Raw genomic sequence first — 20920 nt, 5'->3', positions numbered from 1 at the left:
ACGCCATTGTGCGCGCGTCGGTGAAATAAGCACCACACGTGAGCGCGCGTCGCAGGGGGCTACTTGGAATGGGCCACCGCTTCGAGGAGCGGCAGTGTCCGGGTGGGCATGACCTCCACCAGGGACATCGCCGTGCTGGTGCGTACGACGCCGGCGATCGCCAGCATCGCGTTGGTTACCCGGTGCAGGTCGGCCGGGTCCTTCGCCGCCACTTTCGCAAGCAGGTCCGCGTCGCCGGTGGTGGCGTGCATTTCGATGATTTCCGGAACGGCCTGCAGCGCCGCCGTGGCTTCGTCGCTGGCGGACTGGCTGATGGAGATCGAAATGAAAGCGATCAGCGGCAACCCCAGGGCTTCGGTGCGGACCCGCTGGCTGAATGGCGCCAGGCTGCCGTCGTTCACCAGCCGCCGCAGCCGGGCATGCACGGTGTTGCGGGCCACGCCCAGCGACCTCGAGAGCGAAAGGACTGTGGCCTGCGGGTCCCGGTCGAGTGTGAGGAGGATCTCTGCGTCAAGGGCATCAATGCGGTGCATAGTGAGCATTTTGCCACTCATGGGCACCATTGCATCAGGATCTGTCCTGCCGGAACCGGCTGTGTTGCGCAGACGCCCCTATTTGTCCCACGATGCTGGCATGACCAGCACCCTTCCCGAAGCGGCCGCTCCCGCCCTCCGCGCCGCCGTCGCACAGCTTCCCGCGTACGTTGCCGGCAAGAGCGCCGAGTCCGAACTGACCGCGGCCCTGGCCTCCAACGAGAGCCACTTCGCTCCCCTGCCCTCGGTGGTCGATGTGGTGGCCGCCGAGGCCTCCCTGATGCACCGGTACCCGAACATGGGCGTGGTGGACGCTCGCGAGGCGATCGCCCGGCACGTGGGCGTCACCGCAGATGAAATCGCCGCGGGTCCGGGCAGCTCCGGCGTGCTGCAGCAGATCATTTCCGCCGTGTGCGATGCCGGCGATGAAGTGGTCTTCGCGTGGCGTTCCTTCGAGGCCTACCCCATCCTGGTCACGGTGGCGGGCGCCAGGCCGGTGCCCGTTCCGCTGCTGGACACCGAGCACCACAACCTCTCCGCCATGGCCGCGGCCATCACGGACCGCACCCGCCTGGTACTCCTCTGCTCGCCCAACAACCCCACCGGCGTGTCCATCGAAGCGGACGCACTGGAGGAGTTCCTGCAGGCAGTCCCGCCGCACGTCCTGGTGGTGCTGGACGAGGCGTATGTCGAATACCAGCGCGGCTCCGGCCTGGATTCGCTGGCGTTCTACCGCCGGTACCCCAACCTCTGCATCCTGCGCACCTTTTCCAAGGCCTACGGGCTGGCGGGGCTGCGGATTGGCTATGCCATTGCCCGCCCGTCGATAGCGGACGGCCTGCGGCGCACCGCCATTCCGTTCGGCGTGAACCGGATGGCCCAGGCCGCGGCCATCGCTTCGCTGGCAGCCACCGACGAGCTCGCCGCTCGCACCGACGCCGTGGCGGAGGAACGCACCCGCGTGATCGGGACCCTGCGGGAATCCGGTTGGGACGTCCCGGACAGCCAGGCCAATTTCTACTGGCTCCGCGCCTCTGACGAACTGCGCGGGCAACTCCTGAACGCGTTGTCCTCGGCCGACATCCTGGCCCGCGGCTATGCCGGTGACGGTGTGCGGATCAGCCTGGCGGACCGGGCAACGAACGATCGCGTGCTCGCTGTCCTCGCCCACCGGGAACGGTTCGCCGCCCAGTGACCACCTCAGCACTTCGCACCCCGGCCCCGGCTGACGGAACGCCCGGGCAAGGCGGGACCACGGCGGGACCCGCCGTGCCGCCGTCGGCCGCCCGCCATTCAGTGGTGGAGGACGTCCTGGGCATCCTGACGGGCACGTTCGCGGCGTCGCTGGGCCTGTTCCTGCTCAAGTCCAGCGAGGCGGTGACCGGCGGCACCGCGGGGCTGGCCCTGCTGCTCAGCTACACCGTTCCGTTGCCGTTCGGAGTTATTTTCACGGCGGTCAACCTGCCGTTCTTCGGCCTCGCCATCTGGAAGAAGGGTTGGAATTTCGCCCTCCGCACCGGGGCCGCCATCGCGCTGGTCTCGGTGATGGCCAGCCTGCACCCGTGGGCCTTCGGGTCCCTGGAGCTGGACCCCGCCTACGGCGTTGGAGCCGGGAACCTCCTGGCCGGTGTGGGACTGCTGATCCTGTTCCGGCACAAGTCCAGCCTGGGCGGCTTCAACATCCTGGCGCTGCTGCTGCAGGACAAGCTGAAATGGCGGGCCGGGTATGTGCAGATGGTGCTGGACGTGGCCATCGTGCTGGCAGCCCTTGCCCTGGTGTCCCCGCTGATGGTGCTTCTCTCCGCAGCCGGCGCCACCCTGCTGAACCTCATCCTGGCGCTGAACCACCGGCCGGGGCGCTACCTGGGAAAGTAGCTGCTTCGCCGCCGTTTTATTCCCGAAAGTTGCCTGAAATAACTTCATGGGAGCCGCTGTTGCCGCCACTATGACAACAATCGGAATCATCGGTGCAGGACATATTGGAAGCCAGGTTGCCCGGAAGGCGGCGGAGCTGGGCTACGACGTAGTCATCAGCAACTCGCGCGGACCGGAAACCCTGACGGACCTCGTGGCAGAGCTTGGCCCGAAGGCACGGGCTGCAACTGCAGCTGAAGCGGCCGCAGCCGGCGACTTCGCCGTGGTTACGGTGCCGCTGAAGAACTACAAGGACGTTCCGGCGGAGCCGCTTGCAGGCAAGATCGTCATCGACACCAACAACTACTACTGGGAGCGCGACGGCCGGGTCCCGGCACTGGACAACGGCGAAGCCACCACCTCCGGCCTGCTGCAGGAGCACCTGCCCCAGTCAAAGGTGGCCAAGGGCTTTAACCACATCATGGCCAAGGACATCACCACGGACGGCACCCCGGCCGGCACGGACAACCGCCGTGCCCTTGCCACCGCCAGCGACTACCCGGAGGCCGCCGAACTGGTGGCGAACCTGTACGACGAATTCGGCTTCGATACCGTCAATGTGGGCCCGCTGGAGGAAAGCTGGCGTGTTGAGCGTGACCGGCCGGCCTACGTGAAGCGGCAGAACGCCGCCGAACTCAAGGACAACCTGGCGAAGGCACCCCGCACCGTCTGAGCACTTCTTGGCTAAGACCAGCCCGAACTGGCTGGCAGCACCTGTCGCGAAAACCCGGTTTCGGCGACGGTTTGCTGCCAGCCAGGGTCTTGTCAGTCGTCGTCCTGATCGTGGCTGCTGTCATGGTCGTGGCTGCGGGCAGGGACCAGCACCACTTCATACTGCGTGGGCGGCGGCATCTTGTTGAACTTCGCGTTTACCACGGCGAGGGTATCTCCGAACCTGGCCAGTGTGGTGGGGACGTCAAAGTTCTTGCTGGTGATCTCTTCCCTGAGCTTGCCGGATGAGAGGTCGCCGGAAAGCCTGATGCGGGCGATCTTGTCCTGCTGGTTCTGGACGGCCCACAGGGTGCGGCCCTTCACCAGGATGCCGTCAACGTAGGGCAGCGCCGGAGTGTCGATCTTCGCGGTGTCGCCGGTCTCGGGATCCACGGTGTAAACGGCCTCGTTGAAGGTATGTGCAACGATCAGGACTTTACCTCCGCTGGCCGACGCTATGCCGTTGAGTCCGAACTGGCTTGCCGGATCAGACAGGGCAATTGTTGGATCATTGAGGGTCCTCGTCTCCACCTTCCCCAGCTTTCCCGAGCGGCTGACGGGGACGAAGTACAGCTCCGGGCGCTTGGAGTTGGTGAACCACGCGCCGTCTTTGGTGATGGTGACGTCGTTGATGAAGCCCGGCGCCAGGTCAACGGCGCCCGCGTCCTTGCCGGTCTCCGCGTCATAGACGAAGGCCTTGCCGGTACCGCCGCCGGCTACGAAGAGCAGGTTGGTGCGCTCGTCATACTTGAGGCCAACAGCCATCCGGGGGTTCGGGTCGAAGGTGGAGACGTCGATGAACCGCCCTGCCTTCCCGTCACGGATGTCGCCTCTGAAAATGTCACCGGTCATCAGCTCGCCGGCGTAGAAAGCAGTCCCGCGGCCCTCGGCGATGCCCTCGGCGGAATTGGCGCCGTCGAGCACTATGACGTCGCGCGGAGGCGCGGAGGCCAAGGCGGGGATGGCGGATGGCGCAAGCAGCGCGAAGAGGGCGATGAGTCCTGCGGCGGTGCGGCGATGTGCTGTTCGGCGCATGCTGGATCCTTAGTTGGCGGGTGATGCGCGGGGCCAATCTGCGGCAGCTCCGCACGATGGTCCAGTAATTTTAAGCGCCTGCGTCATGCCCGCCAAGGCATCGAAGCCCCCATTCTGCTTACAATCGAACCCTCAATCGACTACTGAGGGATCCATGAAGAAACTCGCCACAGTCCTGTTCGCCGCAGGCCTCCTTGCCTCCGCCACGGCCTGCTCCGCTTCCCAACAGCTTTCCACCACCGAAACCTGCGAGCGTATTCAGTCCGTGGTGTCGAACCCCGCCAACGGTGCCGGCAAGACGGGCATGAACCGCCTGGCCAACCAGATCCGCCCCATCCACGCAGTTGCCTCGGACGACCTCAAGCCCGCGCTGCAGTCCATCCTGGAATACACGGATGAACAGGCGAAGGAAACCCCGGACGAGGCCAAGCTGGCCGAACTCCAGTCCGGTTACGAGCAGGCCAGCGGCACGTACAGCCGTCTCTGCAGTTAACCAGCGCAGCGGTTAACTGCGCGGCGGATCCGGCCGCCTACAGCGTGGCCGGGTCCATGTTGGCGCCGCACAGGACCACGGCCACGCGTTCGTCCGGTCCCGGCACATACGCGCCGGACAGCAGGGCGGCGTAGGCAGCGGCTGCACCGTGCTCCACCACGATGCGGTAGCCGTTCCACAGCGCGCTCCGGGCGGCGATGATGTCCGCATCCGTCACCAGGACGCTTTCGACGCCGGCGCGGACCGCCACCGCGAAGCCGATCGAGCCAACGCTGCGGGCACCCAGCGAATCCGCCGCGACACCCGACACGGCCACGTCCACCGGGCTGCCCGCACGCAGCGCGGCATGAAGGGTGGGTGCGCCTTCGGGCTCCACTGCCACCACCTTGGCGCGCCCTTCCACGGCTGCGGCAATGCCGGCCATCAGTCCCCCACCGCCCACGGCCACCAGGGCCGTGTCCACACCGGGTACCTGGTCCAGCAGTTCCAAGCCCACCGTCCCCGCGCCGGCCGCGATCTCCGGCTGGTCGTACGCGTGGCAGTACACCGCGCCGGTCCCGGCAGCATGCGCCACCGCTGCTTCGTAGGCCACCGCGTATTCCGCGCCGCCCTGCACGACGGCGGCACCGATGTCCCTGAGCTTTGCGACCTTGACGGCGGGCGCCGCGGCGGGGACGAAGACCGTTGCAGGCACGCCAAGCCGGGCAGCTGCGTAGGCGTTGGCCAGGCCGGCGTTGCCTCCCGAAGCCACCACAATGCCCGCCGGGGTCAGCTCCCCGCGTTCCTGGCTGGCCAGGATCCGGTTCAGCGCACCGCGTGCCTTGAAACTTCCGGTGTGCTGCAGGAATTCGCATTTGAACCAGACCGGGCCTTGGTACTGGCCGCGGTCTGCCTCCAGCACGGGCGTTAGCCGGGTGAGGCCGTGAATCCGCTGGGCGGCCTCATCCACATCCGTACGGCTGATCATCCTAGACGTCGTCGTCCCAGGTCCCGGGATCCTTCACCGCTTCCTCAGGCTTGCGCTCCTGCCCGCCGTCCGCAGGGTCTGCAGCCTTGCTGCCGGCAGTCTCGCCGCTTCCCACGTACGACGCCGGCACGGTCCCGGCAGCGTGGGCCTGCTGCTCTTCGCGGATGTTGGCGGCGTGCGGCTGCTCCGGGTGCTGCCCGCTTTGCGGGGCTTCGGTGACTTGTTCCGCGTTGTCCCGGGCTTCGTCCGGGTCGCCGGGTCCACGGAGGTCCGCGGTATTGCGGGGCTCATCGTTCGGTGTGGTCATGATCCTGCCTTCCGTTGTTGCTGGCTGGTCCTGCGGGCGGTTCCGGGGAAGCACGCCGCGAGTCCCAGCCTACTTTCTGCCGCGCTTCCTGTGAGTTCGGCCTCAACCGGGACGTTGGCCGGCCGGCCCGCGTTGTAGGAAGTGGCGGAAGGAGGCCACATGATCATCGTTCTCACCGGCATCGACGGTTCGGGCAAGTCGACGGCGGCCCGCGCCCTGGTGCAGGCTGTCCGGTCACGAGGAGGCAAGGCGATGCTGCTGAGCAACCATGCGGGCCGGCGCACCATGTCCGTCCTGGCTGCCAGGTGGGGTGTGCAACTGCCGGCCAGGGCCGCGGACGCCGCCGAAACACTCCTGCGCGTCTCCAACGTGCTGGTGTCCCATCTCCGGGCCCGCTGCTTCGATGGCGTGGTGGTCATGGACCGCCACCTTCATTGCCAGCTTGCCCTGCGCACCACGAAGGGACTGCCGCGCGGGCGCTTCCTGCCCTGGCTGCTCACGGCACTTCCCCAGCCCGCCGCCGTCGTACACCTGGACCTGGACCCGGCCGAAGCGTACCGCCGGATCACAGCGCGCGGAACCGATTCCGAAACCCTGGCGGACTTGGCCGCTTTCCGGGATGCCTACGCGGGACTGCCTGAATTCGGCACCTTCCTCCGGGTGGACGCCTCCCGTCCCGCCCCCGAACTGGCAGAACGTGTGCTGCACGCTGTGGACTCCCTGCCCGGCTGGCCGGACGGTTTCGGGGAGGGTGCAGCAGTCACAAACTGAATCTTTTCCTGTCCGCTACCGCGCCGCCGGATGGCGCCACGCGCCGCTGGCTTTGCCCTGGTGCCCCAGGCTCCGGGAGATGGCGAGGGCCGAGGCACGCACCAGCGGCACCATTTCATGCGCCCGGGCGGCGGCATCGGGCACCACGATGGACAGGGCCGCCACAACATCCCCGCCGGCGCCACGGATGGGCGCCGCCACGGATACCGTCTGCGACGGATTGGTACGCCTCACCACGGCGGCGCCCGCCTGCTTGACCTGGGCCAGCAGTGCACGCAGGTCCTTGGCGGGGACCCGTCCCGGGCCGCCGCCCTCTCCGTCCGGCCGCGCCAGCAGCTCTTCCTGCACGTCCGGGGCAGTGTAGGCCAAGAGGACCTGCCCGACGGCGGTGGTGGACAGGGGCATCCGGCCACCTACCCGGTACGCGACTTCGGTGGCGGTGCGTGAGGAGAGCCTGTCGATCAGGACAGCCTCGTGGCCTTCGCGAACGGCAAGGAGCACGTGGTGGCGCGTCACTTCGTAAAGGTCCTCGAGGTAGGGCAGGGCGATCTGCCGGACCCCGTGGCCGCGGGGCGACAGGGAGGCAATCTCCCACAGCCGCACTCCCACCACATAGCGGCCGTCCTCCAGCTTTTCCAGCGCTCCCCATTCCGTCAGGTGGCGCACCATCCGCAATGCGGTGGCGGGCGCCAGGTCCGCGAGACGGGCCAGCTCGGACAGGTTCAGGGCCCTTCGCTGTTCGGTGAACTGGGCCAGCAGGCTGAGAGCGCGGACCACCACGGGCTGGCCGGGAACCCCCGGCACGGACCCCGCTGCACTACCCGCTCGCGCCACGTGGTCTCCCTTCACCCTTGATAGACGCCCCTCCTTCTTCAAGCCTCAACTTTGTGGCCCACGACACAAAGTGCATTTTCACTCAGTGAAAAGTACGATTTCGGCAACGCCCACCGGCGGGCAAGCTGATGGACGACCCGCCGGGGACTGCCTGGCGTCTTATCCGATTGGAATCAACGATGAACTCCAATGCCCCCAGGAAATCCCTGGCCGTCATCTTCGTGCTGTGCTGGCTTGGCCTGCTCGCGGACGGCTACGACCTTTACGTCTACGGCGCCACCCTCCCCGGCCTGATCGGACATCCGCCGTTCAACGTCACGCCCGCCGCCGCTGGTGCCGTTGGCTCCATTGCGCTGGTGGGGATGCTGCTTGGCTCCCTTATCGTCGGCACGCTGACCGACCAGCTGGGCCGGCGCCGGATCTTTGTCAGCGCCCTCGCCCTCTTCTCGCTGGCCATGCTGGCCTGCGCCGCAGCGCCGAGCTGGGAGCTTTTTGCGGTGTTCCGCTTTGTCGCCTGCTTCGGCGTCGGCGGTCTGCTCCCGACGGCGGTGGCGCTTACCAACGAGTTCGCCCCGCCCGGCAAGAAGTCGCTGGTGCTCGGCGCAGTGCTGACGGGCCCGGCCGTGGGAACTGTGGTGGCATCCCTCAGTTCGCTGGCACTGTTGGAGGGAAGCGGCTTCCGCCCGGTCTACGCCATCGGAGCGGCCGGCCTGTTGATCGTCCCGTTCGCGTGGTTCCTGCTGCCGGAATCGCCGTCGTTCCTCCGCACTCAGCTCCGCACCGCCGAGGCGGACAGGCTCGAAGCCGCCTATGGACTGCCCGGCAGCGGCGATGCCGCGGCGTCATCCGCCGTCCCATCCGCCAGGATCTCGCCCACCCGTGCCCTGTTCGCCGAGGGGACAGCCCGCACCACTGTCCTTCTCTGGGCCATCACCGTCCTGAGCCTGCTGACGATCTTCGGCGTCAGCACCTGGCTCCCGCAGATCATGCGCACGGCAGGTTTCGGTGTCGGCTCCTCCGTGTCGTTCCTGCTGGCCTACTCGGTGGGCGCCGTCGTCGGTACCGTCCTTGCGTCCGTAGCCAGCCAAAAGTTCGGGCCACGGCCGCTGGTGATCGTCGGCTTCGTGAGCGCGGCGGCAGCCCTCCTGCTGATGTCCACCAACCCTCCGGCTGCCCTCATGACGGTACTTGCCGCCGTCGCGGGCTTTGGCGGACTGGGAACACAGAACATGATCAACGACTTCATCGCCCAGTTCTACCCAGCCGCTACGCGTGCCACCGGCCTGGGTTGGGCCCTGGCCGTGGGCCGTCTTGGCGCTATCGCCGGGCCCACCTACGGTGCATTGCTGGTGGGTTTTGGTGGCGGAGTACCCGTGGCCGCCATGGCGTTTGCGGCACCCGCGCTGATCGGGGCCGTGCTGATGCTCGCGCTGCGCACCAGGGCGGCGCGGCGTCCTGCCGTCGCGGCCGACGCAGAACTGGTTGCCTGACAGAGTGGCGTAGGGACGCAGGTCCCCTGAGCTGAACCCATGCCCCGGGCGGTAACCGCCCGGGGCATCCTGCTGTGGAATAATCCGCTGCGGGAGGCCTGACGACGTGAGCAATGAACTGATCCTGCGCGGGCGCGTGGTCACCGGACGCCTGGACATCGCCGATGGTGTGGTGGCTGTGGACGGCCGCCGCGTCACGTACACCGGTCCGGCGTCGGACTTCCCCGGAGAACCCCTGCCCGCCCGCGGCCCCACTGCCGCCGGACGTATCCTCCTGCCCGGGCTGGTTGATCTGCATTGCCACGGCGCGCACGGAAACGACTTTTCGGAAGGATCTGTGGACGGCGCCCGGGCCGCGGCGCGCTACCTGCACAGCCGGGGCACCACAACCCTGCTGGCCAGCGTGGTGACGGGGTCGCCACGGGACCTGCTGCGCAATCTGAGTGCGCTGCGGACAGTGGCCGGGGAGGGTTTGACTGCAGGGTCCCATCTTGAGGGCCCCTGCCTCGCGTCGTCCCAATGCGGCGCCCACGACCCGGGGTTGCTGCTGGAACCGGACAACGCCCTGATGGAGCAACTGTTGGAAGCCGCCGGGACGTCCCTTGCATCCATGACGCTCGCCGCAGAGCTTCCGGGTGCTTCCGCGCTCCTGGATCTGTTGGCCTCCCGCGGGGTGATCCCGTCGCTGGGGCACACGGCCGCCGGGCATTCCACTGCCGCGGCTTTCCTTGACCGAGCAGCCTTGGAACTTCGTGGTTCGTCCAACGGTACGGGCAGGCTTCGGCCCACGGTGACCCATCTGTTCAATGCCATGCCGCCGCTGCATCACCGGTCCCCCGGCCCCGTTGCCGCAAGCCTCAGTGCCGCGCGCGCCGGACAGGCGGTGGTGGAACTGATCGGCGACGGCGTCCACGTGGCGCCGGAGACCATCAAGCTGGTGTTCGACCTGGTGGGTGCCGGGAACGTCGCACTCGTCACCGATTCGATGGCCGCGACAGGACTGCACGACGGCGACTACCGGCTTGGGACGCTGGCGGTCACCGTTGAGCAGGGCGTAGCACGGGTCGACGCCACGGGTGCCATCGCCGGCGGTACGGCCACGCTGCTGGATGTGGTGCGGGTTTCCGTGGCCGCCGGGGTCCCACTGCAGGATGCGGTGCTGGCGGCGAGCAGCGTTCCGGCTGCGGTCCTCGGGCTGTCTTCCGAGGTGGGCGACCTTGCCGCGGGAATGCTTGCGGACGTTGTGGTGGTTGATTCCGGACTCGGGCTCACCGGGGTGCTCCGGCGCGGCGAATGGGTCACCCCGCTCGTGTGAGGGTGCCGGGCGGCTGGTTCCGCTGCGTTGCTGGTTCTGTGGCGCTGCTGGTCACCCTGCTGGGCATCACTGATGAACCGCAGATTTGGACGGGTACGGGCCCATCCCGGCGGCCATGGCACGGAAACTCGTCGCCGACGGGGCGACCTCGTTTTACCGGGTCCTCGTCGATCCCCGCGACGGTGCGCCCTTGGAGATCGGCCGGACCAGCTACCGGCTCACGGAGGCGATGAAACGCTGGATCAGGATGCGCGACGGGCACTGCACCTTCCCCACTGCACCAACCCCAGCACAGACAACGACACCGACCACCTCACCGCCTGGCACCACCACGGGACAACAGGAATCAGCAACCTGGCCCAGCTCTGCCCGAAACACCACCACCTCAAACACCACAGCAACTGGACCCCCACACCAGCAACCGAGACTGAACCACCCGGCTGGACCTCCCCCACAGGCCGCCACTACCCGGCCCAACACCCCCACCCACAACCACCACACTGGCCACCCGGACTCCTCGAACTCGAACAGCACAGGGCCCTGACCGGAGACTTCATCGCGCCCGGAGACTCAGCATCGACCGGAGACCTTGCGCCGGGCGGCGACGTTGGCGCGGCCGAGGAATCTGTCGTGACCAGCGTGCCCGGCGCGACCGGACACACGGCACCGGACAGACACCTGACAACTGTCGGAGACCCTGCACCAGCCACAGATCTTGTATCAGCCGGAGCCGCTGGCACTGCGGGTGGGTCCAGCCCGACCGGAGCATCAGGCGCTCCGGCAAGCAACCAGCCGGACAAACTAAGCCCGCTCGAACGCGCACTCACGGCCTACCTCGCCGCCTGAATCCGTGCAGTCGCGAGTGAGCCTTCTGCTCAGCCAATAGGCATTGCTGCGTGACACGTCACCAACCACAGCCAGACAGAAGGCGTGGTGCGTGGGCAGTCGAGATTTGTCGGCAGTTCGTACCCGTCAGCAGCCGTGGCCCGCCAGCAGGCGTGAACCGTCGACAGGACGCTACTACCCATCTGCGCCGGGAAGGCTGACCTCCACAATGCCGTCGGTGATGCGGGTGTCGAACCGCGGCTGCTTCGCTGTGGCCGGGCCCGCCACAACTTCGCCGGTCCGGAGGGAGAACGTGCTCCGGTGCCAGGGGCAGACGACGCAGGGCCCGCCGTCGTCCGCAAGGTTGGAGCTCTTGAGCTTGCCCTCGTGTAGGGGGCCGGAGAGGTGGCTGCAGACATCGGAGAGCACGCTGACGCTGTCCCCTTCGCGGAAGGCCAGAAGGTTCAGCCCGGCAACCACGCGCTTATCGAGCTTTCCGTCGGGCAATTCTGCAAGTGGCGCCAGGGCATGCCACCCCGACGGGAACCGGTGTGGAATCTCCTCGCTGTGGTTCACGCCGGCTGCCTGCCGATACGTCAGATGGCCGCCCAGGAAGCCTCCGCCGCTCACCACGGCGAGGCCCAGGTAGGCCAGCACCTTGCCGCTCGTGTGGCTGCCCCTGGCACGTTGGACCAGCGACGCCGAGTACAGGCTGGTGGCCGCGATGTTGGCGGCCGCATGGACCAACCCCACGCGCTGCTGCTGGGGATGCAACTGCGTCCAGTCCGTGAATCCAGCCACGGCCGACGGGACAGCGCTCAGGGCACCCACACCCACCAGGATCTTGGCCGCCTGCTCGGTCCCGGGAACAGCATCGAGCACTGCGGCCGAAATCCACGCGCCCATGGGGACCTGAACGGCCAACGGGTGCACGGGGTGTCCCACGGGGACGCCGTGCAGGACGTCGCGCATCCAGCCGGGCGGGATGATTTTCTTGACTGCTTTCCGCACGCTCTTGGCCACTGGATCAAGCCATTCGGCGTCCTCAAAGCGGGTTACTAGCTCAAGTGCAGGCAGCGGTTTCATGGAACTCCCTTACCCCGAAATCTCATATGCAGTCGATGCACCCAGAGCATAGCGGGGAACCCTGCCGTTCAATAGGGCTGCTTACGGCGAAAATAGAGCTACGTCAGCGCATGCATGCCGTAGCTCCGCGGCCGTCCGAAGGATGCAGCGCCAAGGAACTCGACGGCGACGAACGGCTCGTCGCCCACCACCCACTCGTCGTGCCCGGGAGGGAGCGCGTAGGTATCGTGCGCGTGAATTGACGAGCACCCGCCGTCGGCCGTTTCGATGTCCAGCCGGCCTGAGATGCAGTAACCGAGGTGGTGATGCTCGCAGAAGGCTGTCAGCTCAGTGGGTTTGGCGGATTCGGACCATCGCCAGCCAGGGGCGAGGATCAGGCGGGCCACGGTGTAGTCGTCAACGGTGACAAGGTCGAACTCGGCCTTGTCGGGGCAGCGCTTCCTATCCGGAAGATCAAATGATTTCACTGCCAACGCTCTGATGAAATTAGCGGTCACTGGAACACAATCTGTGGGTCAGTGCAGGGAAGCCCGCCGTAAGGCGGGCCATGAATCGGATACCGATGAAACGGTTTGTGAAGCGAGACCTGTTTCTGCATGCACCTATGCCCCCGGTGCACACCCGTCGAACCAGAAAGCTGGTTACCTCTAACCGTAGCCCTGCCGGACCTGAAGTCAATGGAAGATACCTGGCACGTGCAGCACCCCGCGAGGATCCCTGAACGGGTCGCAAAGACGCGCCAAAAAAGGTACTTCGGCATATGGAATAAGACCGTGTGCGGGTCCACGCTTAAATGACCGGATCACGAACTCCGGTGAGTCAAGCCCCCGCTCAGTCGGGCGTGCTGTTTGAAATGGGACAGGCAGGCTGTTGCCGCCATACTGGTCAATCGCGACTTGCCCGGTCGCGCGCTCAGCGCTGCCTTAGCAGGGACACTCGCACCCTGCACAAATGGGAAATGCATCCTTTCAGGAGCAAGAAAATGTCAATCACTCCAACACTCAAAACCCGGTCCATCAGGGCGAAAATGGCGCTGGTTCCAGCCCTCACCCTGGGCCTTCTTGGAGGTGCCGCGGTAATCGCCGCACCGGCCCAGGCCAATGACAACTACAGAAATGGTTGTACCGTCAAACCCCTGACACCGCAGGATGCCCGCGGCGATTGGGTGAACTTCCCGGTAAGTGTGAGATGTGGTGACGGGAAGAAGCTCGTCCACATCCAGCAAAAGCGCTACGAAAAGGATCGTGGCCGTGACACCAAGCTGCACGAAGGTATGTATGACGGCTTCACCTACTACGTGCACCGCGGCGACCGCTACGAGATCGTTGACAGGTATGACCGTGTGAGCCGCAAGCTTGATCGCCGCGGCCCCGAAGAGGTTTACCACGAGATCCGGTTCGCTGTAGTCGATCGCAATGGCCGGCTTGAGTGGTCCGGATGGATGAGAAGCGGCACGCTAACAGGCGTCAACTCGCATGGCTGATCCAAACCCGGTGAGCCAGGGGCCAAGCCCCTGGCTCACCTCTGTATCCGGGCCCGCCGGGGACACACATCAGCCGGCCATCTCCAAGCCGCCGGCATGGACGACGGCGCCACTCGCCGTCGTATCCCGGTTCAGCAGCCACCCCACGCGTTTGACGGTGCTGAGCATGACCACGCTTTCCACCAGGTCGATGCCGGGTACCTTCTGCTGCAGGGTCAGTTCCGCCGTCATGACGTCCGCCAGGGAATGCAGCCACATGATGATCACGAAGTTCGTGGGCCCGGTGGTGGAGGCACTGAGCCGGACATTACTGATGGTGCGGATCGCCGCCGCTGCTTCCTCGTGCCGGCCTGCCGGCACGTTAGCGAACCACTGGCAGGTCACGGGGTAGGAGGACAGTCCCTGGGCCACCTCGCAGCGGAACAGCAGTATGCCGCTGCCCAGCACCCGGTTTAACTGGCGCTGTACCGTGGCCGGCTGCCGGCCCAGGCCGCGGGCAATATCCGCCGCGGTGGCCCTGCCGTCCCGCGCCAAGTAGGGCAGCAGGTCCAGGTGGCTGGCGGGAAGCTGGGCCGGCGCAGGGCTGCCGCCGGACGCAGCCTGGTTTCCGAGCGTCCGCAGCGTCGCCAGCTGCGGTTTGTCGAGAATGTTGAGCCGCCAGGCGTCACCGCTGCTGTGCAACCGGGTGCACAGCGAGGTCTGGTACTTGGTCAGCCCGCGGATGGCCTTGAGCCGGGCCACCACCTTCTCGCTGAACTCCTCAAGGGTCTTGGTGATCACCGTCAGCATGAGGTCCCGGTGGCTGGCGGCCTCCTCGACGGTGACGATCTCCGGGATGGCTGTGAGTTGCGCGGTCACGGCTTCCCGCTGGTTCATCTCGCAGTCCACGGCCACGAACGCCAGAAGCATCTGCTGAGGATCACCCGCCAGATGGGCCGTCACCCATGCGGTACCGCTGGACTTCAGCCGCTCCCACCGGGCCGCGAGGGTGGTGGCGTGAACGTCCAGTACTTTGGCCGCATCAGCCCAACCCAACCTCGGTGAGGTCTGCAGGACCTGGATCAGGGCAAGATCCTCCTCGCTGAGCTCCATATCCATCCTTCTGATGTAGTGCACGAATCGTGCGAAGAGGCCAGCCGCACAGCATATTTCCTGCGCTAAACGGGAATGTGAACCACGCCACTCCAGAATAGTCGACGAGAAGGACTGACCGACGCCGAGGAGCTGGAATGACGATTACCACCGATGCCAAGGACCTGCAGCAAGACCTGGCCCGCCTGCGCCACGACCTGCACCGGCAACCGGAAATCGGGCTCCACCTCCCACGCACCCAGGAACGGGTTCTTCAGGCGCTGGATGGACTTCCCTATGAAATCACCCTGGGTAAGGACACGACGTCGGTCACTGCAGTCCTGCGCGGCGGCCACCCGGGCGCCGGAGGACAAAAGAATGCCGGCGTCAGCAACGCCCGCCCGGCCGTCCTGCTCCGCGCGGACATGGACGGCCTCCCCGTCCAGGAGAAGACCGGGGTGGACTTCACCTCCCAGGCCGATGGCGCCATGCACGCCTGCGGCCACGACCTGCACACGTCCATGCTCGCCGGAGCCGCCACCCTCCTGGCCGAGAAGCGGCACCAGCTGGCCGGCGACGTCGTCCTCATGTTCCAGCCGGGCGAGGAAGGCTTCGACGGCGCCAGCTATATGCTCCGCGAAGGCGTCCTGGACGCCGCAGGCCCCCGCGTCCAGGCGGCTTACGGCATGCACGTGTTCTCCTCGTTGGAGCCGCACGGCACGTTCTGCACCAAGCCGGGCGTCATGCTCAGTGCTTCCGACGGGCTGGAGGTCACCGTGCTGGGCGCCGGCGGCCACGGTTCGGCACCGCACTCGGCCAAGGACCCCGTGACCGTGGCAGCGGAGATGGTGACCGCCCTGCAGGTGATGGTCACCCGGCAGTTCAACATGTTCGATCCCGTGGTCCTGTCCGTGGGCGTGCTGCATGCCGGCACCAAACGCAACGTCATCCCGGAGTCAGCCCGCATCGAGGCCACCGTACGGACGTTCTCCGAAGCGTCCCGCGTAAAGATGATGGAGGCCGTGCCGCGCCTGCTCAAGGGGATTGCCGCCGCACACGGCGTGGAGGTCGCCGTCGACTATCTGCAGGAGTACCCGCTCACCATTACCGATGAGGACGAGACGCACACCGCCGAAAAGGTCATCGGCAGCCTCTTCGGCGAGCGCCGCCTGGCCCGCTGGGCTACTCCGCTCAGCGGCTCGGAGGACTTCTCCCGGGTGCTGGCCGAGGTGCCGGGCACGTTTATTGGGCTCAGCGCCGTCGCGCCGGGCGCCGACCACGCCAATTCACCGTTCAACCACTCCCCCTACGCAACCTTCGACGACGGCGTGCTGGCTGATGGGGCGGCGCTCTACGCCCAGCTTGCGATCTCGCGGCTGGCCACACTTTACGCCGCGTCATAGCCGACAAGACTCACAGCCGGCAGCAGCGCCGCTGCCCGCCACCACCATCCGAACCGACCACCAGGAAGCCACCATGTCCATTGCAGTAAGCAAGCAGCAGACTGGACGCATGTCCACCGCCAAGACCGTCGTCGGCACCGGCATCGGCAACGCCGTCGAATGGTACGACTGGGCCATTTACGCCACGTTCACCCCGTTCATCGCCAGCCAGTTGTTCAGCAAGCAGGACCCGGCCTCGGCCGTGCTGTCCACCCTGGCGATCTTCGCCGTCGGCTTCGTGGCCCGCCCCTTCGGCGGCTTCCTCTTCGGCTGGATCGGCGACAGGGTGGGCCGCAAAGCGTCCATGACCCTCGCCGTCGGCCTCGCCTCGCTGGGCAGCCTGATGATCGGCGTCGCACCCACCTTCGCCGCCGTCGGCGCCTGGGCATCCCTGATGCTTCTGGTGGCCCGGCTGGTGCAGGGCCTGGCGCACGGCGGCGAGCTCCCGTCGTCGCAGACGTACCTGTCCGAGATGGCGCCCAAGGAGCACCGCGGATTCTGGGCCACCCTCATCTACACATCGGGGACGGTGGGCATCCTGTTCGGCACCCTGCTGGGCGCGGTCCTGAACATGACAATGACCGCCGAGGCCATGAACGCCTGGGGCTGGCGGGTCCCGTTCCTGCTGGGCGCCGCGATGGGCCTGTACGCGCTGATTATGCGGTCACGGCTGCACGAAACCGAGGCGTTTGAAGGCGAGTCAAAGACGGAGAAGCGTGCCCCGATCTGGCCGCAGGTTGTCCAGTACCGCAAGCAGGCCCTGCAGGTGATCGGGCTGACCGTCGGGCTCACGGTGATCTACTACATCTGGGGCGTCGTGGCACCGAGCTACGCCACTACCGCTCTGAAGATCGACCGAGGCGAAGCCCTGTGGGCCGGCGTGGTCGCCAACATCGTGTTCATTGCCGCCCTCCCCTTCTGGGGCAAGCTGTCCGACCGCATCGGCCGCAAGAAGGTGCTGTGGGCCGGCGCCATCGGCTCGGCGGTGTTCCACTTCCCGATGACTTGGCTGCTGAAGGATTCCGCGTGGCAGCTGGCAGTATCGATGTCCGTCATGCTGATCTTCATCGCCGCGAGCGCCGCCATCGTTCCCGCCGTGTACGCCGAGCTCTTCCCGACGTCGATCCGCACCGTTGGCGTCGGCGTCCCGTACTCCATCTGCGTGGCGGTGTTCGGTGGCACCGCGCCCTACCTCCAGCAGTGGCTGGGTACCTCGCTCGGGGCGCCGCAGGTGTTCAACGTGTACGCAGTGGTGCTGCTGGTCATCAGCGCCGCGTTCGTCTTCAGCATCCCGGAGACGAAGGGCAAGGACCTGACGCACTAGGTCTGCACAGGCTTCACGGACGACGGCGGGCTCCGCACCTGATCTGGTGCGGAGCCCGCCGTCGTTGTTCTGTTTTCATTCGCACCCGCAGCGGTGCACCGCGGCTAGGAGGCCGTTCCGCCGTCGTTCTTCGCTGGCGGCTGGGCTGTGGCGGCATGGTTGCCGTCGGTCGTGCCACTGCCCGCGTGACCGTGCTCTTCTTTAGCCTTGGCCTTGTTGGACGGCAGCGCCTTGAGCAGCGGCGTCACAACAGCCATCACGATGGTCCCCCAGATGAGACCCAGCACTGCGGAACACAGGGTGTTCACGAGCCAGGCCAGGAAGCCGCCCACCACCGCAATGCCGGCGAACGGGTGCTCCAGGGCATGGACCAGGTCGTACAGGGTGTGCCAGCCGAGATCGTGCGTTCCCTGCAGCATGATGTGGCCGCCCACCCAGAGCATGGCGATGGTTCCGATGAAGGTGATGGCACCGAGCACTGCGGGCATCCCCCGGACCAGGAGCTCGCCAAATCGCTGGGAGCCCGCGGAATCCTTCGCGGCAAGGTGCATGCCGACGTCGTCCATCTTGACGATGAGCGCCACGGCGCCGTACACCGCCACGGTGATGACAATCGCGACCACCACCAGGATGAGCGCCCGCACCCACAGGGAAGCATCGGGGACCTCGTTCATGGCGATCACCATGATCTCGCAGGACAGGATGAAGTCGGTGGTGATGGCCCCCTTGACCACCTTGGATTCCGCCTCGGGACCCCGGTCAACGGCAGGCGAATCTTCGTCCGCCGAGTGGTGGCCGCGGAGCTTGTGCCACACCTTCTCCGCACCCTCGTAGCAGAGGTAGGTGCCACCGAGCATCAGGATGAACGGAATGCTCCACGGGATGAAGGCACTGATCAGGAGCAACGCGGGCAGGATGATTAGGAGCTTGTTGCGCAGTGAGCCCCAGAAGATCTTCTTGATCATCGGAAGCTCGCGGGACGGGTCGGCCCCGGATACGTACTGAGGCGTGACGGCGGCGTCGTCGATGACCACACCTGCCGCCTTTGCACCGGCCTTGGCCGCTCCGGCTGCGACGTCGTCCACCGAGGCCGCCGCTATGCGCGCCAGGGCCGCAATGTCGTCGAGTAGGGCGACGAGGCCGCCGCTCACAGCTCCGCTCCGGTTCGGGTGGAGGCTGACGGCGTCACTGGGATGTCTCGGTCGAGGCGCGTGATTGGCATGTTCGGAGTATATGTTGGCGGCTCAAGGTGCTGGCTACCCGGCCGGCCGGCGGCAGGGCAAAGTTGTGTGGGAAATTCGCTTTGCTGCGTTGGCGTCAGGCCCGCCGCGCGGCACCCTCCAGGCTGCGGCCGAGGTGCGCCTTAGTTGCTGCATAAGCTGCCTGACGCACTGGCTGGATGCCGGGGTACTCGACGTGTCCAGCGGGTTGGATGTCCAGGTCAAGTTCGGCGCCAAGGCCTTGGCTGGACGCGCAGGCTACCCCGTTCGCCACGGCGAACTGGCCAGGCGGCGGAACATGGTTATCCCACAGAGCGCACTCCACCCGTACAGGAACCTTCAGGAAGGTAGCGGCCGTCGATGCATCGAAGTACCGAAGGACCTCACGGGCTTCCGGGTGGAGTTGCACATGGGAACGTACCCGTTCGCCGCTGCCGTCGCAGGCAAGGCTGTTGCGCAGGTCGTAGTGGCCGAAGCTGGGCACCACCAGCGTGGCCCCAACAAAGCGCCGATCCCACGGAACTGCCAGCGCGCCGATCCCTCCACCGAAACTTTCACCCACATAGTAGAGCGGTACGTCGCCAACCACTTCGGTAAGTGCACTGGCAGCATGCCAGATGTCCACGGCACAGCGCCCCAATACATACGTGTCAATGGACTCAATACCGAAGAGCACGTGCCCATCTTCCGGAAGAGGGGCTCCCAAGCCGGCGTTCAACCGTCCCTGTCCGCGGGCCAGCGCGAACATCACTGCCGCGTCCCCGGGAACCCGCGAAAAGTCGACTGCCTCCCGCCCGCCATAACCATGGCCATGCACCACACCAGCACGCGGCTCTCCGCCGCCTGCTGGCATTGCCAGCCATCCCCGCAGCCGAAGCCCGCCGGTCGCCGCGTGTTCGATTTCGTAGACACGGCGCCCCTCGACGGGGGCCACTTCTGTCAGCCGGACAGAGGCCGGAACGGGAACCGCTTGCCTGTACCAGGATTTCCACAGGCTGGCGAAATTCGCCGGCGCTTCAACTGGCTGGATGGACAGCAGTCCATCTGTTTCATAACCGTATGAGCCATCACGATGGGCTGCCGGGAACCACTTGGAATAGGGAAACTTTGTCACCGCACCACTGCCGTCGGTCCGGCGCGTCAGCATGTGCGATCTTCGCCCGCCCCAGCCAAGGGCGGCCGGTGACTCATGGCAGACTGAGGGGGGAACTGAAGGGAGAAGCCGTGCTTGTTGCTGAACGCAGGTCGCGCATCATGTCGGAGGTACGCCGGCTTGGAACGGTGAGCCTTACCGGACTGGCGGAAGTGCTTGGCGTCAGCGAGATGACAGTCCGCCGGGACATCGAAAGCCTCGCCACCGAGGGGCTGATTGAAAAGGTCCGCGGCGGAGCAACGATGCCTCGAGCCGCGAACGAACGAACCGACATCACCTTCGCAACCCAGGCGCGGAACATGACCGCCGAAAAACGAAGTATCGCCAAAAGGGCGGCGGCGCTGGTAGTTCCCGGAATGGCGGTAGGCCTCGCGGGGGGCTCCACCCTGTGGGCTCTGGCCCAGGAGTTGCGCGGTATCCCGGAACTGACCATCGTCACGAATTCGATTCCTGTTGCCGATGTGTTTGCCCGGCCGGACCGTGCGGACGAACCGTACACCCAGACCGTTGTACTGACCGGTGGTGTCCGCACGCCTTCCGATGCCATGGTGGGCCCCGTCGCCGTCCGCTCCCTTGGCAGCCTGCACTGCGACCTTGTCTTCATCGGCGTGTCCGGCGTCGACATTCAGGCCGGCCTCACAACGGTTAACCTCCTGGAAGCGGAAACTAATCGTGCGTTCGTTGCCGCCGGACGCGAAACCACCGTACTGGCTGACTCCAGCAAGTGGGGCGCCGTCGGTTTGACGACGATCGCCGAGCTCCACGAGGTCGATAGGTTGATCATGGACGACGGCATCGACGAAACGGCGCAGAGGACGCTGCGCGCACATGTCAGGGAATTGTGGATCGTTGAGCAGGACGAGGCTGGCGCCCGCGGCGAAGCCCTGGACGATGTAGCCGGCCGGGCCGGATGATCCGGCGTGGCTCATCTGATGGTGTCGGGAGC

At 66.3% G+C, this 20920-nt stretch carries 21 protein-coding genes and 1 pseudogene; 12 read left to right on the top strand and 10 right to left on the bottom strand.

Translation table 11 applies throughout. From position 1 onward, the window contains the following. Positions 1-59 precede the first annotated feature (59 nt). Entirely contained in the window at positions 60-542 is a 483-nt protein-coding gene (locus tag OVA06_RS01400) for an Lrp/AsnC family transcriptional regulator (protein WP_056080814.1), read from the bottom strand. A gap of 91 nt (positions 543-633) precedes the next feature. On the opposite strand from OVA06_RS01400, the gene OVA06_RS01395 reads away from it, so the two are divergent. The 3 genes from OVA06_RS01395 (at position 634) to OVA06_RS01385 (ending at position 3120) form a co-directional block, all read left to right on the top strand. Further along, a complete protein-coding gene (locus tag OVA06_RS01395; RefSeq protein ID WP_268155775.1) occupies positions 634-1728 on the top strand; it encodes a histidinol-phosphate transaminase in 1095 nt (364 codons plus the stop codon). Then, the gene (locus OVA06_RS01390) at positions 1725-2408 is read left to right on the top strand and encodes a YitT family protein (RefSeq protein WP_268155773.1); all 684 of its coding nucleotides are present in this window, start codon (positions 1725-1727) and stop codon (positions 2406-2408) included. The genes OVA06_RS01395 and OVA06_RS01390 overlap by 4 nt, the downstream gene beginning before the upstream one ends. 70 nt (positions 2409-2478) lie before the next feature. Continuing rightward, positions 2479-3120, top strand: coding sequence for an NADPH-dependent F420 reductase (locus OVA06_RS01385; protein ID WP_268155771.1), 642 nt, complete (start codon positions 2479-2481; stop codon positions 3118-3120). 92 nt (positions 3121-3212) lie between these two features. Here OVA06_RS01385 and OVA06_RS01380 read toward each other — a convergent pair whose 3' ends face one another. Further along, complete coding sequence (locus OVA06_RS01380) at positions 3213-4193, bottom strand: hypothetical protein (RefSeq protein ID WP_268155769.1); 981 nt, start codon at positions 4191-4193, stop codon at positions 3213-3215. Between the two features lie 154 nt (positions 4194-4347). Between OVA06_RS01380 and OVA06_RS01375 the strand changes: the two genes are divergently transcribed. Beyond that, positions 4348-4686: a hypothetical protein gene (locus OVA06_RS01375; RefSeq protein WP_015938570.1), complete on the top strand. Its 339-nt coding sequence runs from the start codon at positions 4348-4350 to the stop codon at positions 4684-4686. 37 nt (positions 4687-4723) lie between these two features. Here the strand turns inward: OVA06_RS01375 and OVA06_RS01370 are convergent, their stop codons facing one another. Both OVA06_RS01370 and OVA06_RS01365 read right to left on the bottom strand, forming a co-directional pair. Continuing rightward, positions 4724-5653 carry a threonine/serine dehydratase gene (locus OVA06_RS01370; RefSeq protein WP_268155768.1) on the bottom strand — a complete coding sequence of 310 codons (930 nt, stop codon included), beginning with the start codon at positions 5651-5653 and terminating at the stop codon, positions 4724-4726. Between the two features lies 1 nt (position 5654). Then, a complete protein-coding gene (locus OVA06_RS01365) occupies positions 5655-5960 on the bottom strand; it encodes a hypothetical protein (RefSeq protein WP_268155766.1) in 306 nt (101 codons plus the stop codon). A 159-nt stretch (positions 5961-6119) separates the two neighbouring features. Between OVA06_RS01365 and OVA06_RS01360 the strand changes: the two genes are divergently transcribed. Continuing rightward, a complete protein-coding gene (locus tag OVA06_RS01360) occupies positions 6120-6731 on the top strand; it encodes a dTMP kinase (protein ID WP_268155764.1) in 612 nt (203 codons plus the stop codon). A 15-nt stretch (positions 6732-6746) separates the two neighbouring features. On the opposite strand, the gene OVA06_RS01355 is transcribed toward OVA06_RS01360, so the two are convergent. Beyond that, a complete protein-coding gene (locus OVA06_RS01355; RefSeq protein ID WP_268155762.1) occupies positions 6747-7565 on the bottom strand; it encodes an IclR family transcriptional regulator in 819 nt (272 codons plus the stop codon). Between the two features lie 179 nt (positions 7566-7744). Between OVA06_RS01355 and OVA06_RS01350 the strand changes: the two genes are divergently transcribed. The 3 genes and pseudogenes from OVA06_RS01350 to OVA06_RS01340 form a co-directional block, all read left to right on the top strand. Continuing rightward, a complete protein-coding gene (locus OVA06_RS01350; protein ID WP_268155760.1) occupies positions 7745-9055 on the top strand; it encodes an MFS transporter in 1311 nt (436 codons plus the stop codon). 106 nt (positions 9056-9161) lie between these two features. After that, on the top strand, positions 9162-10370 hold the full coding sequence (locus OVA06_RS01345) for an N-acetylglucosamine-6-phosphate deacetylase (protein WP_268155758.1): 1209 nt from the start codon (positions 9162-9164) through the stop codon (positions 10368-10370). 53 nt (positions 10371-10423) lie between these two features. Further along, positions 10424-11216, top strand: a pseudogene (locus OVA06_RS01340) (HNH endonuclease signature motif containing protein); the annotation flags it as partial. A gap of 174 nt (positions 11217-11390) precedes the next feature. Here the strand turns inward: OVA06_RS01340 and OVA06_RS01335 are convergent. Both OVA06_RS01335 and OVA06_RS01330 read right to left on the bottom strand, forming a co-directional pair. After that, on the bottom strand, positions 11391-12281 hold the full coding sequence (locus tag OVA06_RS01335) for a Rieske 2Fe-2S domain-containing protein (protein ID WP_268155756.1): 891 nt from the start codon (positions 12279-12281) through the stop codon (positions 11391-11393). 98 nt (positions 12282-12379) lie between these two features. Next, positions 12380-12748: a cupin domain-containing protein gene (locus OVA06_RS01330; RefSeq protein ID WP_235501517.1), complete on the bottom strand. Its 369-nt coding sequence runs from the start codon at positions 12746-12748 to the stop codon at positions 12380-12382. A gap of 515 nt (positions 12749-13263) precedes the next feature. On the opposite strand from OVA06_RS01330, the gene OVA06_RS01325 reads away from it, so the two are divergent. Then, positions 13264-13764 carry a hypothetical protein gene (locus tag OVA06_RS01325; RefSeq protein WP_268155754.1) on the top strand — a complete coding sequence of 167 codons (501 nt, stop codon included), beginning with the start codon at positions 13264-13266 and terminating at the stop codon, positions 13762-13764. A 69-nt stretch (positions 13765-13833) separates the two neighbouring features. Here the strand turns inward: OVA06_RS01325 and OVA06_RS01320 are convergent, their stop codons facing one another. Then, entirely contained in the window at positions 13834-14856 is a 1023-nt protein-coding gene (locus OVA06_RS01320) for an Lrp/AsnC family transcriptional regulator (protein ID WP_268155752.1), read from the bottom strand. Positions 14857-14993: 137 nt separating this feature from the next. On the opposite strand from OVA06_RS01320, the gene OVA06_RS01315 reads away from it, so the two are divergent. Together OVA06_RS01315 and OVA06_RS01310 are read left to right on the top strand one after the other, a co-directional pair. Continuing rightward, on the top strand, positions 14994-16238 hold the full coding sequence (locus OVA06_RS01315) for a M20 metallopeptidase family protein (RefSeq protein WP_268155750.1): 1245 nt from the start codon (positions 14994-14996) through the stop codon (positions 16236-16238). A 73-nt stretch (positions 16239-16311) separates the two neighbouring features. Continuing rightward, entirely contained in the window at positions 16312-17601 is a 1290-nt protein-coding gene (locus OVA06_RS01310) for an MFS transporter (protein WP_261621035.1), read from the top strand. 104 nt (positions 17602-17705) lie between these two features. Here OVA06_RS01310 and OVA06_RS01305 read toward each other — a convergent pair whose 3' ends face one another. Beyond that, a complete protein-coding gene (locus OVA06_RS01305) occupies positions 17706-18752 on the bottom strand; it encodes a DUF808 domain-containing protein (protein WP_268155748.1) in 1047 nt (348 codons plus the stop codon). A 166-nt stretch (positions 18753-18918) separates the two neighbouring features. Next, the gene (locus OVA06_RS01300) at positions 18919-19968 is read right to left on the bottom strand and encodes an acetylxylan esterase (protein WP_056080865.1); all 1050 of its coding nucleotides are present in this window, start codon (positions 19966-19968) and stop codon (positions 18919-18921) included. A gap of 35 nt (positions 19969-20003) precedes the next feature. Between OVA06_RS01300 and OVA06_RS01295 the strand changes: the two genes are divergently transcribed. Then, positions 20004-20888 carry a DeoR/GlpR family DNA-binding transcription regulator gene (locus OVA06_RS01295; protein WP_326493563.1) on the top strand — a complete coding sequence of 295 codons (885 nt, stop codon included), beginning with the start codon at positions 20004-20006 and terminating at the stop codon, positions 20886-20888. Positions 20889-20920 lie beyond the last annotated feature (32 nt).

The organism is Pseudarthrobacter sp. SL88, assembly GCF_026672455.1.
Classification (GTDB): Bacteria; Actinomycetota; Actinomycetes; order Actinomycetales; family Micrococcaceae; genus Arthrobacter.
Note: the sequence above shows the minus strand (reverse complement) of the source record. Positions and strands in the feature narration are given on the sequence as shown.